The organism is Pseudenemella bisphenolivorans (assembly GCF_051133435.1).
In the GTDB taxonomy this organism is placed as follows: domain Bacteria; phylum Actinomycetota; class Actinomycetes; order Propionibacteriales; family Propionibacteriaceae; genus JAAYAO01.
In genome coordinates this window covers 174,039-188,993 of sequence record NZ_JBPGNY010000002.1, presented here as the reverse complement: position 1 = coordinate 188,993, position 14,955 = coordinate 174,039, and the positions used below count along the sequence as shown (strand labels likewise).

The following is a 14,955-nucleotide window of genomic DNA, read 5'->3' as shown; positions in this document are numbered from 1 at the left end:
CTCAACCCAACTCGGCCAGGAAGGCCGGGACGCGATCCTTGGGGCGTCCGATGATGGCCCGGTCACCGGCCACCAATACCGGACGCTGCATCAACCGGGGATGCTCGGTGAGCACCGCGATGACCTGCTCGCGGGTCTGCACGTCCTGATCGGTCAGCCCGAGTTCGTCGAAGTTCTTGTCCCGGCGCACCAGATCGGTGGGCGGATCCTCCAACTTGTCGAGCAGGTCTCCGAGCGCGGCGGCATCCAGCGGGTCCTTCAGGTACTGGACGACATCAGGAGTCACCTGCGCCTCATCGGCGGCCTCAAGGGCCGCGCGCGAGGTCGAGCAGCGGGGATTGTGCAGCACTGTCAGCTCAGACATGGCAGCCAACCTACCGCGTGGCGGTGCCCTCTCAACATGTCGTCCGGCTCGGATTCCGGCACTCGGGCGGGCTGTGCTCGCTCGGGTGATTCCCCACCTGCGGCCGTGCCATCATGGAGGCTATGTCACAGCGCACGCAACCGCCGATCGCACTCACCATCGCCGGTTCCGAGGCCACCGGTGGCGCCGGGGCCCAGGCCGATCTGAAAACCTTCCAGGCCCGCGGTGTCTTCGGGCTGGCCGCCCTGACCTGCATCGTCAGCTTCGCCCCGAAGGACAACTGGAACCACCGCTTCGTACCGGTGGACGCCCAGGTGATCGCCGATCAGCTCGAGGTGGAGTTCGCCACCTACGACATCCAGCACATCAAGATCGGCATGCTCGGCACCCCGGTGACCATCGACACCGTGGCCGCCGCCCTGGCCGACCGTTCGCCGACGACCCTGCTGGTCGACCCGGTGCTGATCTGCAAGGGCCAGGAGGCCGGTGCGGCCCTGGACACCGACACCGCGCTGCGGGAGAAGATCCTGCCGTTGGCCACCTTCGTCACCCCGAACCACTTCGAGGCGATGACCCTGGCCGGGATGGACGCGATCGACGATGTGGACGACCTGACCACCGCCGCCAAGCGGATCCACGAGGCAACCGGAGCCGCGGTACTCGCCAAGGGTGGGGTGCGGTTGGACGGCCCGGACGCGGTGGACGTGTTCTACGACGGCGACACCCTCGAGGTGCTCAGCGTGCCGAAGATCGGTGAGCACGCGGTCAGCGGTGCCGGCTGTTCCCTGGCCGCGGCGGTCACCGCCGAACTGGCCAAGGGAGCCGCCCCGTTGGAGGCCGCGCGCACCGCGAAGGAGTTCGTCACCCGCGGGATCGAGGCCCGGGTCGCGGCGAACACCCCCTTCGACGTGCTGCGCCAACTCTGAGGCTGCCCGGAGAAGTCGGAACACTCAGAACATCGTGAGGCAGCGCGGGTCGCGCCGGGCCTGCAGTATCGCGTTCAGCTGATCGACCTGCTCGTCGGGGCCGTGCACCAGCCCGGCGGCGACCAGCGCACCCAGGTGTACCCCGCCGAGCAGGACCGACCCCAGGGCTTGAATGTGCAATTCGATCTCGGCGCTGTCGGCATGGGTCAGTTCGCCCACCCCGTCGGTGACCCGCAACTGCCAGGCGCCGTCGGCGAAACCCATCGGGTCGAGCACCCGGAAGCGGCATTCCCCGTCTTGGAAATACGGTCGGGCGCCGAAGGCGGCCACCGGGTCGAGTACCCGCAGCCAGAGCATGTCGCGGCTGTTGGTGACCGTGTAGCCGTGCCGGTCGGCCATCGCCCAGGGCAATGGGTCGTCCACCGGCGCATTCTTGTAACGCACCTGGGTGACCAGGTCCATCGTGCAGAGGAAATGCCACAGGGCCAGGTGGGCGCGGTCGTTGACCGCGACCAGTTCGAAGACGGCGATGTGCTGTTGGACGTCGTCCCAGCCGTGACGCCAGGTGACGTAGCCGTCGGGGGTGCCGTTGTCGTCCCAATGCGCGGCCGAACGGACCTTGGGGCTCACCTCGAAGGTGTCCGAATCGATCGCACCGCTGAGCACCGCGCGACGTTTCGGGCCGCGTTGTACCGAGCCGGCCTGGTGCAGGTGGAACTGACCGAAAACCTGATCGGCGATGGTGGACAGGCCCTCGGGGGTCAAGAACTCCACCCGGCCACTCGGTGGTTCGTTCAGGCCGAACTTCGGGCCGGCGTCCACCTCGATGGCATTGCGGAAGGTGGCGGGTCCGAAGCCGAAACGCCCGTAAATGGTCGCCTCGGTCACGGTCAGCCCGGCCACCGGCACCCCGGCCCGGTGGGCATCGGTGAGCGACTCGGTCATCAACCGACGCAGGAATCCCTGCCGGCGATGGGTGGGCCGCACGGTCACGTCCGAGATCTGCAGCAGCGGTAGCGTCCGGCCGCTGCCGAGGGACAACTCCCCGGTCCACTCGCAGAAGGTCGCCACCGGCTCGTCATCACTGATCGCACCCTCGGGGCTGCCGGTGGCGTGCACCCCGCGCAGCACCCAACCCTCCTCGACAGCGATCTCGGCCTCACCGCGCAGCCGCTTGTCGGTGTTGCGCTCCTCGTGGAAGCCGCGGCGCACCGCGGAGGAAAAGGACCGGAAGATCGGGTCGTCGTGCGCGTTGGGTTCGGTGACGGTGTTCAGCCGGTATTCGTAAGCCACGCACTCAGCCTAGTGACTGCAACACCGTGAGGTTGGGGAATTCTTTGACGTCCTCGTGCTGGTCGATGATCTCGGGCCAGGTCACCCAGCGCGGTGCCCAGTGCCCCTGGGCGAGTTGGACGAAGCCGACGCGGGTGGCCGCCTCGCGGGAGTCACCGGCGTAGTCGACCAGAACGTACTCCCCGGCCCGACGCAGCACATGCACCGGGGTCGGGCCGGTGGTCCAAGTGGCCACGCTGGTGACGTGTACCCAGCGCTGCACCTCGTCGTTGCTGACCACCTTGCGCGCCGAACCGTCGGCGGTGGGGGTGAAATCGGCCGGCGCCTGCACCCCGTGGGCGATCAAGACCGTGTGTCGATCGGTCAGCACACAGGCCCGGAAAGTGGTGCCGTCCACCAGGGTGGCGTAGTTGCCGTTCTCGGCCAGTCGTCCGGCCGGATTGGCCTGGGGCTGGCCACCGGACGGGCCCTGCCAGGTGCCGGTGCGGGCATCCCAGGTGGCCAGGTGCTGGTCGGGGCCCAGGCTGTGAATCCGCCACAGCTCGGCCAGATGCGGCACGGCCAGGGACCGGGTGCCCAGAATCTCGAACTCGTCGATCGGGTCGGTGCTGGTGGCTCCGGGGGCCGAACCGGTACCGGTCCAGGGCCGGGTGTGATCGCGGTGCACCTGCGCGATCGATTCCCGATCGTCCGGTTCCACGCCGCGGTCGAGGGGAATGATCAGGTCGCGGTCGCGCACCCCGGCGAAGCGCAGCACGTCGTACCAGTCGGCGCGGCGGTCGAAGGCTGCGGTGGCGTTGGCGTGCTCGTTGACCACGAAACCCAGGCCGAGGGCGTCGAACAACTGGGCGGGCGTGGTCAGGTGCCGGACGTGATCGAGCGGATGCACCATACCGCGCACGGTGCTGACCTGGCCGCTGAGCAGTGCCTCGGATTCACCGGGCAACAACACCCGCTGATAGGCCACCGACATGCCGGCGGGCAGGGTCGCCAGGGGCTGGTCGGCTCGTCCGAACTGGGTGGGCCAGGCGATCATCGGGCCGCTGCGACCGGCGATCGGTGGGGCCGGACGGCGCAGGTCGTCCCACACCGACCCCAACAGGCCGGCACCGATCGCCACGGTGGCACCGGCCCCGGCCTTGGCGGCTTGGTCCTCGACCGGTGCCGAGCCCTCGCCCGGTTTCGGAGCCGGTGCGGCCTGCTGCTGGTTCGGTGGCGCCTGGATCGGGGCGGCAGTGGTGGGTTGTTTCGGAGTCGGCTGGGGTTGCTGTGGTGGCGGGGTGGGTTGCGGGCCGGTGCTCGGGTTCGCTCCGCCCGGGGCGCCGCCGGTCGGACCGGCCATCGGGCCCGCCGGTGCCGCCGGGGGAGCGGCCGGCATCGACATCGGGGCACTGGTCAGGTTCGGCCCGGGAGCCGGCGCCGGCGCGGCCGGGGGCGGTGCACCACCGGCACCACCCATCATCGGCCCGCCCACCATCGGCCCGGACGACTGGGCTGTGCCGCCACCCTGGGCCGGTGGTGCCGCCACACCGGCGCTGGAGGTGCCGGGGGCCGACGGGGCCTGCGGCGGACGGTAGCTGTCACCGGACGAACCGCTGCTGTCGCCGCCGGAACCGCCCGAATATGACGGGGCGGGGCCGCTCGAACCGCTGGGCTGGGTACCGACCGGCTCGGGTGCCGCGGGCGGGGCACTCGGGGCGGGCGCCGACGGGATGTGCTGGGTCGGCGGTTGGTGGCCGGAATGACTGGGGCCACCGTGACCTTGACCGCCGTGACCCGGATGTCCGCCGGGGCCGGGATGGCTCGGGGCGGGACGGTCGGGTGCCGGACGCTCGGCGGGGGCCGAGGAACCCGGCTGATCGGCCCCCGGCGCCGGGCCGCCAAGTGACGAACCACCGGGTGCTGAGCCACCGGGTGTCGAGGTGTCGGGTGCTGATCCGCCCGGGGTCGAGTTCCCGGGTGGCGGCCCGCCGCCCTGACCGGCTGGTGGCCCGCCGGGCTCGAACTCGTCCAACGCGCCGTCCGGGCGAGACCGGACACCGAGGATCTCGTCCATCGTCAGGGGCCCACCTTCGGCCGCCCCGCCCGAGGGCGGGTCGACCTGTATCAGCTCGGGGTCGATCTCATCCTCGGTCACCGATTCGGCGGCGTCGAGCAGCGATCCGGTGCCCAGCCCCCCGGGCTCTCCGGTGCTGATCACGCTGTCGGCCTGCTCCTGCATGGCCGCTCGTTCTTCTTCGGTGAAGGCCTGTTCGGCGGCCCCCGACCACGGATTGTCCGATTCCCCGGTGGCTGCTCGGGCGCCGTCGACCGATTGGGTTGCGGTCTCGTGTTCGGTGCTGCCGACCAGGTCGCGGGCATCCTGCTCGGCCTGCTCGCGGGCCTGCGGTGAGGTGGGGGTGAGGCCGGTGTCGTTGAACGGCGCGTACTTGTCGCCCTCGTCGCGCGCACCCTCGGTGCCGCCCTTGCCGGTGGTGACCTTCGGTTCGATGTTCACCGCGGGGGACAGGGCCGACAGTTGCGCGGTCAACGCGGCGGCGATGGCCTGACAGTAGGCCTGCGCGGCGATGTGCAACTGCCGCACCTGCACCAGGGCGGCCACCTTGCCGCCGACGGGGGCGGTGGCCAGTTTCATCAACAACTGGGTGAGGCTCACCTGCAGGTTCGCCAGCACCACGTTGATGGCGTGTTTCGCGTTGGTCACCAGCAGTGCGGCGGTGTGGGCGGTCTCGGCCAGCGACTCGGACGCTTCGATCACCGTGCCGAGCCACCCGCGGACGGTGGCGGCCTTGGCCGCGGCCGCCTCGGCGCCGGGGCCGGTGTGGCTGCTCATGTTCTCGAAGGCCTGAGCCAGGTCCGAGGAGATGTCGGACTGGGCCGCGCCGTAGTCCGTCCAGGCTTGGCCCAACTCCTCGAGCTTGGTCTCATCGGCCTCGGGGAAGGACGATTCCCACACCCAGTCGGGCACCAGGGGGCCGGCTTTCGGGGTGATCACGTCTGGATCTCCTGACTCAGATCCACCCCGTTCTGCTCGCCCTCGGCATAGACGAGGCGCATCCGGTCGATGTTCTCGGCGATCGCAGCGAGTTGGGCGCCGACCTGCAGTGCCGCGGTCATCGTCTCGGTGGCGGGCTCGAGGTAGGCCGAGGCGAACGCCCGTCCGGGCTCGTCGACCCCCCAACACATGGCGGAGGCCTCAACGACCGCGGACAGGGCCGAGGCGTCGGTGGCGGCTTGGTCGGCGACCGTGCGAACCGCGTCGGCGCCGGTGCTCAGCTCATCCAGGTCGAAGGAAAGATCAGGCATCGAGTTTCCAATCCGGTGCGTCGATCGGGCCAGGTTTGGTGGTCGGGGCCGGTGGGGTGCGCAACTGTTCCTGCAGCTTCTCGGGCAGCAGGGCGGTGACCTCGGGCATCCGGTCCAGCAGGGCACCGACCACGTCCGGGTCGATGTCGGCACCGGTGGCCGATCGTTGTTCGGCGAGGTCGTCGATGGCCGAGTTCACCGCGAACATCAGCTCGTCACGCAGCCGTTGAATGGAGCCGAGCCGCAGCGCGGGCGGCTCGAGAACCAGGTCCACCAGGCGGTGGTCGGCATCGACGGTGGCCACGATCGCCCCGTCGGCTGCCTCTCCCACGCCTTGGGTGTCGGCCCCTTCGGTGAGCAGGGACGCCAAGGTGCGGGCGTTCTCCTCATACTCGCGGGTGAGGAGCTCTTCGCGGCGCGCCAAATCCTGGATGCTGGCCTCAAGAATGTGGGCCGGCGGCAGGTTTTCGGCCACAGCCGACCCCCTCCTCGGTCGAAGTTGCCGTCCTTTCTACCGTGCTGCGGGTTCACCCCCGAAGCGCCGGATTTGGGGGTAGGTTTGCCCGGGTGAGCATGCAGACACCCTCGTGGGACCAGGCCGTGTGGCAGCCCGTTGCGGGCTTCGAATTCACCGATATCACCTACCACCGGGCGGTTGATGCCGGCGTGGTGCGGATCGCCTTCGATCGTCCGGAGGTGCGCAATGCCTTCCGTCCGCACACCGTGGACGAGCTGTACCGGGCCCTGGACCACGCCCGGATGTCGTCCGATGTCGGATGCGTGTTGCTGACCGGCAACGGGCCCTCACCCAAGGACGGCGGCTGGGCCTTCTGCTCCGGCGGCGACCAGCGGATCCGGGGCCGGGCGGGATACCAGTACGCCGAGGGTGAATCGGCCGAAACCGTCGACCCGGCACAACTCGGTCGATTGCACATTCTCGAGGTGCAGCGACTGATCCGATTCATGCCGAAGGTCGTGATCGCCCTGGTCAACGGCTGGGCCGCCGGCGGTGGACACAGCCTGCACGTGGTCTGCGATCTGACCCTGGCCAGCGCCGAACATGCCCGGTTCAAGCAGACCGACGCCGACGTCGGCTCCTTCGACGGAGGATTCGGCTCGGCCTACCTCGCCCGCCAGGTCGGGCAGAAGTTCGCCCGCGAGATCTTCTTCCTGGGTGATGACTACGACGCCGAGGACGCCCACCGGATGGGCATGGTGAACAAGGTCGTCCCGCACGCCGAACTGGAAGCCGAAGGGTTGGCCTGGGCGAAGAAGGTGCTCGGCAAATCACCCACCGCACAGCGGATGCTGAAGTTCGCCTTCAACGCGATCGACGACGGATTGGTCGGCCAGCAGGTCTTCGCCGGGGAAACCACCCGGTTGGCGTACATGACCGATGAGGCGGTGGAGGGACGGGACTCCTTCCTGCAGAAGCGCGACCCCGACTGGTCGGCCTTTCCGTACTACTACTGAGCGACTTGCTACTGAGCCGTGACCGGGCCTGCGGGCTCGAGCTATGGCGTAGCGCCGGATCCTGCTGAATGGCACGTTCCTCCATCCGGATGTTGACGAGACCACCCTTGTGACATTCGGAGTGCCCCTTGAGGAGAGAACATGCGGCGATCATGGCCCAGAGTTGTTGCCCTGTTGGTGGCTGGTGGCCTGGCCTTTTCGGCCTGTGCCCGTGATGCGGCGGATCCCCGGGACAATCCCACGCACGACGGTGACACCAGCCACTTCACGCCGGGGGTCTACGAGGAATCCGACCCGGGGGAACCGACCTCCGGGGGCACCCTGACCTTCGCAGCCTTCTCGGAGGCGCGGAGCCTCGACCCGACCAAGACCATCGCCACGGGGTATTCCGGTGGCAACGCGCTCGTTGCGGTGTACGACCAACTGGTGCGGTGGAACGTCCGGGAAGAGAAGTTCGAGCCGCGCCTGGCCGAATCGGTGGAGCCCAACGACGACCACACCGAGTGGACGATCACGCTGCGGGAGGGTGCCACTTTCTCCGACGGTACTCCGGTGAACGCGGACGCGGTGGTCGGGTCGTTCGAGTACTACGTGAAGAACAAGGGCTTCGACATGGCGGTGATCGGGCCGTTGTGGGGTGGGGCCGAGAAGGTTGATGACCGCACCGTCCGGGTCAACCTGACCGAGTCGTGGGCCACTTTCCCCTTCGCCCTGGGTCTGGGCATGGGGTTCATTGTGGCCCCGGCTGCGATCGAGAAGGGTCCCGAGGGGTTCACCCCGATCGGTGCGGGGCCGTTCACACTGGATTCGTACAGCCCCACCGAAGAACTGGTGCTGGCCAAGAACCCCAAATACTGGGACGGGGAGCCCCACCTCGACAAACTGAGGTTCGTCTGGCTGGGTGCCGACCAGACCAAATATGAATCCCTGAACGGCGACCAGGTACAGGCCGCGGTCATTCGCGATGTCGACATCATCAAGAAGGCCCGCGATGCCGACCTGCCGGGTTGGGTCTCCAACGACAATGTCGGTACCGGCATTCTGGTCAATCGCGCCGACGGACGTCCCGCCGGCGAGTACCCCGAAATCGTGTTGGCAATGGCGCACGCCATCGACGAGAAGGCCCTGTACGACAGGGTCTTCGACGGTCTCGGCCTACCCTCGAAGCACCTGTTCGGGCCGCAATCTCCGTGGCACCACGCTGATGCGAAGTCACCCGAATACGACCCCGACAAAGCGACCGAACTGCTCAACAAGGCCAAGGAGAAGGGCTTCGACGGCCGAATCGTCAACACCACGCTGGCCACCCCGGTCTCTCGAGATCAGGCCATGATCATCAAGGCACAGTTGGAGGCAGTGGGTTTCACGGTCGAGAACGACTTCATTCGCACGGTGGCCGACCACTCGGTCAAGACCCAGGTCGAGCGCGACTTCGATGTCAACCGCAGTGCGCAAGCAATCACCGATATCGATCCGTACTGGCGGCTGTACAGCGCGTTCCACTCCTCCTCGGTGGCCAACATCTCGAGCTATCACGACCCGGAGATGGACAAGCTGATCGACGAACTGCGCGAGGCGGCCGGTGATGACCGCGCCGATGTGCTGCGTCGCGTGGAAGAAAAGGTCGCCGCCGACATGCCGGTGATTCCGTTGGGTGCCGGTATCGCCATGGTGGGGTGGACGGCCGATGCGCACGGCATCAATCCCACCAACGACGGCATGGTCGGCTTCGAGAAGGCCTGGCTCTCGAAGAAGTGAACGACCGTGAGTGATGACCCACTCGCACCGAACATCCCAACTGGAGACCGAAGTCATGAAACGACCGAATACGGCCATCAACGCGGAGCACGCGCGCGTCGACGCCCTCGCTCTCGAGGTGCTCGCCCACCCCTCCATGATCGAACTGCAACAGCGGCTGGCCACCGACCTGCTCGACAGTCCGCAAGGGCGCACCTCATCGGGGGCACGGACGATCGGACGAGCCCTGGACGCTCTGGCGGCGGCCTCGGTCAACTACGTGATGACCGAGGCCGGTGGTTCTGATGAACTCCGTTGGTCGGTGCTGGCGGAGAGGGATCTCGGCGACGTGAGTTTCCCCAACAGCGGTTACGGGATCGAGAACCCCGACAATGTGTATCGCCTGGCGTCATTGGATGCGTCGAGCAGGTATGAGCTGCGGGGGCGCATCGACCCGACCCACCGCCCCGTCGAGGTCCATCTGGAGATCCGCGATGGAATTCCGGGAATGACCGCGTTGAACCCGGAGGCGGGGTTACAACTGAGCACCTTGGCGCTCGACGAGAAGAACGTCGATGACGAGGGTCGCTTCTCCGTCCTGATCGAACCCGGCGGGCCGAATGGTTCGGCGACCATGTCGTCCGGTGCGGACAAGCCGGCGCACCTGATCATCCGCGACCTGCTCGATGATTGGGGCAGTGAAATGCCCTGCCAGGTTGAACTCGTTCGACTTGATGGGCCGGTACCGCTTCCGCCTGATCTCGATCGGCTGGCCGAACTGACCACGCGGATGCTCGATACGATCGCGCGCTTTTGGATCACGTACTTCGCCACCTACTCCTATCCCCGAGTGGGCAACGCGGTTGCGCCGGCTCGGGTCAGGCCCGGAGGGCGCGGAGCGTCGTCCGGTGGCTGGTTCTCGCTGGCCGACGATGACGCACTCGTGATCACCCTGGATCCGCTGAGTGCCCGGTCGATGGGGATTCAGGTCACCGATCCCTGGGGCCTGGCCTATGAGTACCGGCACCGAACCAGCAGTCTGAACACCTCCCAGTCGACACCCAATGCCGATGGCACTTACACCTTCGTCCTGTCACCGCAGGACCCGGGGGTGCCGAACTGGCTCGATCCGTCCGGCCACGGCTCGGGGTTGATGGCGGTGCGCTGGCAGGCCTTCGAGGACGAACCGTCCGACGCCGGGGTGATCGAGAGCCGCTGCGTCAAACTGGACGCACTGGAACATCACCTGCCCGAGGGCACACCGCGGATGGACGCCACCGAACGCGAGGCCCAACGGGCCGACCGGGCGCGCGACTTCTTCCGCCGCTTCCCGACTTACTCCGAGTAGCGCTACTCGGTCAGGCCGTAGAGCCGGTCGCCGGCATCGCCGAGGCCCGGAACGATGTAGGCGTCCTCGTTGAGCCGCTCGTCCAGGGCGGCCAACACCAGCCGACAGGGCACCTGCAGATCGTCCAGTACGCTGCGCAAGTAATCGATGCCCTCGGGGGCGGCCAGCAGGCAGATCGCGATGATCTGCCGGGCGCCACGCTTGACCAGGAAGTTGATCGTGCCGGCCAGCGAACCACCGGTGGCCAGCATCGGGTCGAGCACGTAGCACTGCCGTCCCGACAGATCGCTGGGCAACCGCTCGGCGTAGGTCACCGGCTGCAGGGTCTCCTCGTTGCGGGCCATACCCACGAAGCCGACCTCGGCGGTGGGCATCAGCCGGGACATGCCCTCCAACATGCCCAGCCCGGCACGCAGGATGGGCACCACGAGGGGGCGCGGACGGGCCAGATGCACCCCGGTGGTCTGGGTCAGTGGCGTGGTCACCCCACACTGTTCGACCCGGATGTCGCGGGTCGCCTCGTAGGCCAACAACGTGACCAGTTCTTCGGTGAGACGCCGGAAGGTCGGCGAATCGGTGTCTTCCTGACGCAGCAGAGTCAGTTTGTGTGCCACCAGCGGGTGGTCGATCACGTGCACATCCACGGGAAATACTGTGTCATACCGCCCACGAACGGTGGCACGCGATGCCCCCTGAAGCGTCCGGGTGTGACACGATGAACTGGCGCACGAACAGGAGGCCGTTGTGAGCAGCTTTGAACCGGACGACGAGTATGTGTCCTTCGACCTCGATGACGACGACAACGACGATGACGACTACGACGATCTGGATGATCTCGAGGACGCATCCGAGGACGACATCGACTTCTGCGTGGCGGTGTACCGCGAGGAGGGCGAGCTCGTTGCTGCCGCCCTGCCCACCGAAACCGCCAACGATCTCGATGAGTTGATCGCGCAGTTGTTGCGGTTGCCCGGTGAGGCCGGGTCGATCGGCTTCGTCTCCCTGGTCGATGAGGTGTTCATCGCGGTGCGCGTGCGCGGCCGCAAGGTGCAGGTGCTGTTGTCGGACGGGCTGGCCAGTGAGGACTGGCCGTTGGCCCGCGACGTCCTCGACTACCTCGGCACCGACCTGGACGACGACATCGACGACGACGAGGTCGAACCGGTCGGTGACCTGGAGATCTTCGCCGATCTCGGCGTGAGCGATTTCGATGTGGAGGCGTTGATCGACGCCCTGGACGATTCCAGTGAGCAGGTGTTCACGATCGTCGACCGAATCGGATTCGGCGCGCAGGTACGCCGGGTGGTCGAAGCGGAGTTCTGAGGTGCCCGGCTGGGCCGAGCAGATGGCTCGGGCCATCGAGGTGGCCCGTGGAGTGACAGAACACGGCGATGTGCCGATCGGTGCGGTCGTGCTCGACCCGTCCGGTGCCGTGATCGCCGTCGGCGGCAACGAGCGAGAACTCACCGGTGACCCGACCGCCCATGCCGAGATCGTGGCACTGCGCCGAGCCGCGGAACGAACCGGATCGTGGCGGCTCGACGGGCACACCCTGGTGGTCACCCTGGAGCCATGCACGATGTGCGCCGGCGCGATCGCCCAAGCCCGGCTGGCCCGGCTGGTGTTCGGCGCCTACGACGAGAAGGCCGGCGCGGTGGCGTCCCTGTTCGATGTGCTGCGCGATCCGCGGCTGCCGCACCGGGTCGAGGTGATCAGCGGCATCGCCGAAGCCGAATGTGCGGCCCTGTTACAGGAGTTCTTCGGCGGGAACCGGGCAAAGAAATAGCCCGAACCCACCGGGCTCGGGCTATTTCGATGTCGGAAGACATCACAGCGGTGACGGCGGGATTTGAACCCGCGGTGGGTCTCCCCACACTCGCTTTCGAGGCGAGCTCTTTCGGCCGCTCAGACACGTCACCGCCGAAAAGGGTACCGCGTTTGGGTGGTCGGTTTCCAATCAGCCGGTTTCGGCGGGCGGTTCGGTTTCCTGCGGCAGGCATACCTGGTCGCCCGGAACGTTGATCGACTTGGGTGCGTTCGGAACGATGCCGTGGTACTCCGAGCCGACCAACACATCGACGGTGCCGTCGTTGCGGCCGTCACCACGGGTGGCGGACTTGGCCAGATTCTGCGCGGTCAGCTTCACTTCGGGGTTGTGCTCGTTGCCGCCGACCACGATGGTCTGGGTGACCTGCTGTTCGACATTGCCGACCTCGATCACATTGAAACCGCGGTCGCCCAAGAGATTCGCCACGTGCCGGGCCAGGCCCCGTTTGCTCGATCCGTTGTACACCCGGACGCTGACCTGACTGGATTCCAGGGTGCTGGCCGCCTGCGGAATGCAATCGGGGGTGGCCGGTTCGGGCAACGGTGCCATCACATTGCGCCAGCCCCACTGCGCGGCGAAGACCAGGCCGACGATCAGAATCAGCAGGGTCAGGGGTGTGCGCACATGGCGCCAGGCGTTCCGCATCCGGTGACTACTTGAGTTCGAGAACGCGGGCGTGCATCACCTGGCGTTGTTGCAGGGCGGCGCGCAGGGCACGGTGCAATCCGTCTTCGAGGTACAACTCGCCCCGCCAGGACACCACATGGGGGAACAGGTCGCCGTAGAAGGTCGAGTCCTCTTCCATCAGTGCTTCCAGGTCCAAGGTGCGCTTGGTGGTGACCAATTGGTCGAGGCGCACCTGATGGGGGGCGATTGCAGCCCACTGTCGCTGGACGTACCCATGATCAGGGTACGGCCGTCCGTCTCCCACGCGCCTAAAGATCACGTCTAGCACTGTAGTCAACGAAAACCACGATATGGCCACCGGACTGTCACGATTTGCCAACCTTCCGGACCGAGGCCCGTTTCTCGCGCGGGGTATCGGGGGAGTGGCTGAGCGACCCGGAATCCGATACGTGAGAATCGGATCATGACTGACCCCGCCCAGCCCGCGATCGATCCGGCCACCGTCGAGACCATCACCTCCGGCTACACCTTCGACGAGCCGGCCATCGACATCGGCGTGCTCACCGACGGCACCACCCCGATCCCGGAGGCGGGGGTGCGGATTCCGTTGGCCATGTTGAACCGGCACGGCTTGGTGGCCGGGGCCACCGGCACCGGGAAAACCCGCACCCTGCAGGTCTTGGCCGAACAGATCTCGGCCCAAGGGGTGCCGGTGTTCGCCGCCGACATCAAGGGCGACCTGGCCGGTCTGGCGATGCCCGGCGAAGGCGGCGAGAAACTGTTGGAACGCACCGGGGCGATCGGGCAGGAGTGGACCCCGCGCGGGTTTCCGGTGGAGTTCTGGGCACTCGGCGGTCAGGGCATGGGGGTGCCGCTGCGAGCCACCGTCACCGCCTTCGGTCCGCTGCTGCTGAGCAAGGTGCTCGACCTCAACGAGGTGCAGGAATCCTCCCTCGGCCTGGTCTTCCACTACGCCGACGGGCACGGCCTGCCGCTGCTGGACCTGGCCGACCTGCGCTCGGTGTTGCAGCACCTGACCAGTGCCGAGGGCAAGGCCGAACTCAAGGAGATCGGTGGGGTGTCCTCGGCGACGGTCGGGGTGATTCTGCGCAAACTGATCACCCTGGCCGATCAGGGTGGGGACGAGTTCTTCGGCGAACCGGAGTTCGACACCGCCGACCTGATGCGGGTCACCGGCGACGGTTTGGGCGTGATCTCGCTGCTGGAATTGCCCGACCTGGCCTCCCGTCCGGCACTGTTCTCCACCTTCATGATGTGGCTGCTGGCCGACCTGTTCGCCGACCTGCCCGAGGTCGGAGACACCGACAAGCCGAAGCTGGTGTTCTTCTTCGACGAGGCGCACCTGCTGTTCAAGGGGGCGTCGAAAGCCTTCCTCGAGGCGATCGTGCAGACCGTCCGGTTGATTCGGTCGAAGGGGGTGGGGGTTTTCTTCGTCACCCAGACCCCGTCCGACCTACCCGACGATGTGCTGGCCCAACTCGGCTCGCGGGTGCAGCACCAGTTGCGGGCGCACACCCCGCGGGACGCCAAGGCGCTCAAGGAAACCGTGCAGACCTTCCCCACCTCGACCTATGGCGATCTGGCCGAGGTATTGCAGAAACTCGGCACCGGCGAGGCCGTGGTCACCGTGATGGATCCGGACGGCGCACCGACCCCGGTGGCCTGGACGCGGGTGCGGGCTCCGCAGGCATCGATGTCCAGCGTCGACCCCGGCGTACTCGGCCCCGGGATCGCCGCATCGGCGATGAGCACCAAGTACGGGCAGGCGATCGACCGGGAGTCGGCGCATGAGATTCTCGCCCGCAAGGTCGAAGAGGGTGCCCGGGCCGCGGAGGAAGAAGCCCACGCCGCACAGCAATCACCCGCGCGCAAGAGTGCGGCACCAGCGAAGCCGCGAACCACGGGACGAGCGAAGGCGCAGAAGAGCACGATCGAGCAGGTCACCGAATCATCGGCCTTCAAACAGTTCGCCCGCTCGGCCGGACGTGAGATCGTCCGATCAATTTTCGGGACGGCCCGCCGCCGACGCTGA

The 14,955-nt window shown here is 67.3% G+C and carries 15 protein-coding genes and 1 tRNA gene; 7 read left to right on the top strand and 9 right to left on the bottom strand.

The window, feature by feature from the left end; all coding sequences use genetic code 11:
- Window position 1: 1 nt before the first annotated feature.
- Window positions 2–364 carry an arsenate reductase (glutaredoxin) gene (gene arsC / locus ACR4XW_RS05750; RefSeq protein ID WP_434759576.1) on the bottom strand — a complete coding sequence of 121 codons (363 nt, stop codon included), beginning with the start codon at window positions 362–364 and terminating at the stop codon, window positions 2–4.
- A gap of 122 nt (window positions 365–486) precedes the next feature.
- On the opposite strand from arsC, the gene ACR4XW_RS05745 reads away from it, so the two are divergent.
- Window positions 487–1,290, top strand: a complete 804-nt coding sequence (locus ACR4XW_RS05745; protein ID WP_434759575.1) for a hydroxymethylpyrimidine/phosphomethylpyrimidine kinase — start codon at window positions 487–489, stop codon at window positions 1,288–1,290.
- A gap of 24 nt (window positions 1,291–1,314) precedes the next feature.
- Here ACR4XW_RS05745 and ACR4XW_RS05740 read toward each other — a convergent pair whose 3' ends face one another.
- Genes ACR4XW_RS05740 through ACR4XW_RS05725 form a run of 4 tightly spaced genes read right to left on the bottom strand, consistent with a single transcriptional unit; the run spans window position 1,315 to window position 6,364 of the window.
- Entirely contained in the window at window positions 1,315–2,583 is a 1,269-nt protein-coding gene (locus tag ACR4XW_RS05740) for a GNAT family N-acetyltransferase (protein WP_434759574.1), read from the bottom strand.
- A gap of 4 nt (window positions 2,584–2,587) precedes the next feature.
- Window positions 2,588–5,578: a WXG100-like domain-containing protein gene (locus tag ACR4XW_RS05735; protein ID WP_434759573.1), complete on the bottom strand. Its 2,991-nt coding sequence runs from the start codon at window positions 5,576–5,578 to the stop codon at window positions 2,588–2,590.
- Entirely contained in the window at window positions 5,575–5,889 is a 315-nt protein-coding gene (locus ACR4XW_RS05730) for a hypothetical protein (RefSeq protein ID WP_434759572.1), read from the bottom strand. Before ACR4XW_RS05730 ends, ACR4XW_RS05735 begins: the two co-directional genes overlap by 4 nt.
- Window positions 5,882–6,364, bottom strand: a complete 483-nt coding sequence (locus ACR4XW_RS05725) for a YbaB/EbfC family nucleoid-associated protein (protein ID WP_434759571.1) — start codon at window positions 6,362–6,364, stop codon at window positions 5,882–5,884. Before ACR4XW_RS05725 ends, ACR4XW_RS05730 begins: the two co-directional genes overlap by 8 nt.
- Window positions 6,365–6,462: 98 nt before the next feature.
- Here ACR4XW_RS05725 and ACR4XW_RS05720 point away from each other — a divergent pair, with 98 nt between their 5' ends.
- From ACR4XW_RS05720 to ACR4XW_RS05710, 3 genes are all read left to right on the top strand, one after another.
- The gene (locus ACR4XW_RS05720; protein WP_434759909.1) at window positions 6,463–7,362 is read left to right on the top strand and encodes a 1,4-dihydroxy-2-naphthoyl-CoA synthase; all 900 of its coding nucleotides are present in this window, start codon (window positions 6,463–6,465) and stop codon (window positions 7,360–7,362) included.
- A gap of 141 nt (window positions 7,363–7,503) precedes the next feature.
- Complete coding sequence (locus tag ACR4XW_RS05715; RefSeq protein ID WP_434759570.1) at window positions 7,504–9,120, top strand: ABC transporter substrate-binding protein; 1,617 nt, start codon at window positions 7,504–7,506, stop codon at window positions 9,118–9,120.
- A 55-nt stretch (window positions 9,121–9,175) separates the two neighbouring features.
- The gene (locus ACR4XW_RS05710; RefSeq protein ID WP_434759569.1) at window positions 9,176–10,447 is read left to right on the top strand and encodes a hypothetical protein; all 1,272 of its coding nucleotides are present in this window, start codon (window positions 9,176–9,178) and stop codon (window positions 10,445–10,447) included.
- A gap of 2 nt (window positions 10,448–10,449) precedes the next feature.
- Here ACR4XW_RS05710 and upp read toward each other — a convergent pair whose 3' ends face one another.
- On the bottom strand, window positions 10,450–11,076 hold the full coding sequence (gene upp / locus ACR4XW_RS05705; protein ID WP_434759908.1) for a uracil phosphoribosyltransferase: 627 nt from the start codon (window positions 11,074–11,076) through the stop codon (window positions 10,450–10,452).
- A gap of 115 nt (window positions 11,077–11,191) precedes the next feature.
- Here upp and ACR4XW_RS05700 point away from each other — a divergent pair, with 115 nt between their 5' ends.
- Both ACR4XW_RS05700 and ACR4XW_RS05695 read left to right on the top strand, forming a co-directional pair.
- Window positions 11,192–11,770, top strand: coding sequence for a tRNA adenosine deaminase-associated protein (locus ACR4XW_RS05700; RefSeq protein WP_434759568.1), 579 nt, complete (start codon window positions 11,192–11,194; stop codon window positions 11,768–11,770).
- A gap of 22 nt (window positions 11,771–11,792) precedes the next feature.
- A complete protein-coding gene (locus tag ACR4XW_RS05695) occupies window positions 11,793–12,233 on the top strand; it encodes a nucleoside deaminase (RefSeq protein WP_434759907.1) in 441 nt (146 codons plus the stop codon).
- 48 nt (window positions 12,234–12,281) lie between these two features.
- On the opposite strand, the gene ACR4XW_RS05690 is transcribed toward ACR4XW_RS05695, so the two are convergent.
- The 3 genes from ACR4XW_RS05690 to ACR4XW_RS05680 form a co-directional block, all read right to left on the bottom strand.
- A tRNA-Ser gene (locus ACR4XW_RS05690) sits at window positions 12,282–12,366 on the bottom strand.
- Window positions 12,367–12,404: 38 nt separating this feature from the next.
- Window positions 12,405–12,920 (bottom strand): LytR C-terminal domain-containing protein, encoded by a 516-nt coding sequence (locus ACR4XW_RS05685; RefSeq protein ID WP_434759567.1) that lies wholly within the window; start codon window positions 12,918–12,920, stop codon window positions 12,405–12,407.
- Window positions 12,921–12,927: 7 nt separating this feature from the next.
- Window positions 12,928–13,221: a type II toxin-antitoxin system VapB family antitoxin gene (locus ACR4XW_RS05680; protein WP_434759566.1), complete on the bottom strand. Its 294-nt coding sequence runs from the start codon at window positions 13,219–13,221 to the stop codon at window positions 12,928–12,930.
- A 144-nt stretch (window positions 13,222–13,365) separates the two neighbouring features.
- On the opposite strand from ACR4XW_RS05680, the gene ACR4XW_RS05675 reads away from it, so the two are divergent.
- Entirely contained in the window at window positions 13,366–14,955 is a 1,590-nt protein-coding gene (locus ACR4XW_RS05675) for a helicase HerA-like domain-containing protein (protein ID WP_434759565.1), read from the top strand.

Bases quoted from the DNA above. Each gene is read 5' to 3' on its own strand.
- ACR4XW_RS05715 (WP_434759570.1), top strand. From the start codon at position 7,504: ATGCGGCGATCATGGCCCAGAGTTGTTGCCCTGTTGGTGGCTGGTGGC.
- ACR4XW_RS05695 (WP_434759907.1), top strand. From the start codon at position 11,793: ATGGCTCGGGCCATCGAGGTGGCCCGTGGAGTGACAGAACACGGCGAT.
- ACR4XW_RS05675 (WP_434759565.1), top strand. From the start codon at position 13,366: ATGACTGACCCCGCCCAGCCCGCGATCGATCCGGCCACCGTCGAGACC.
- ACR4XW_RS05745 (WP_434759575.1), top strand. From the start codon at position 487: ATGTCACAGCGCACGCAACCGCCGATCGCACTCACCATCGCCGGTTCC.
- ACR4XW_RS05710 (WP_434759569.1), top strand. From the start codon at position 9,176: ATGAAACGACCGAATACGGCCATCAACGCGGAGCACGCGCGCGTCGAC.
- ACR4XW_RS05720 (WP_434759909.1), top strand. From the start codon at position 6,463: ATGCAGACACCCTCGTGGGACCAGGCCGTGTGGCAGCCCGTTGCGGGC.
- ACR4XW_RS05730 (WP_434759572.1), bottom strand. From the start codon at position 5,889: ATGCCTGATCTTTCCTTCGACCTGGATGAGCTGAGCACCGGCGCCGAC.
- ACR4XW_RS05685 (WP_434759567.1), bottom strand. From the start codon at position 12,920: ATGCGGAACGCCTGGCGCCATGTGCGCACACCCCTGACCCTGCTGATT.
- arsC (WP_434759576.1), bottom strand. From the start codon at position 364: ATGTCTGAGCTGACAGTGCTGCACAATCCCCGCTGCTCGACCTCGCGC.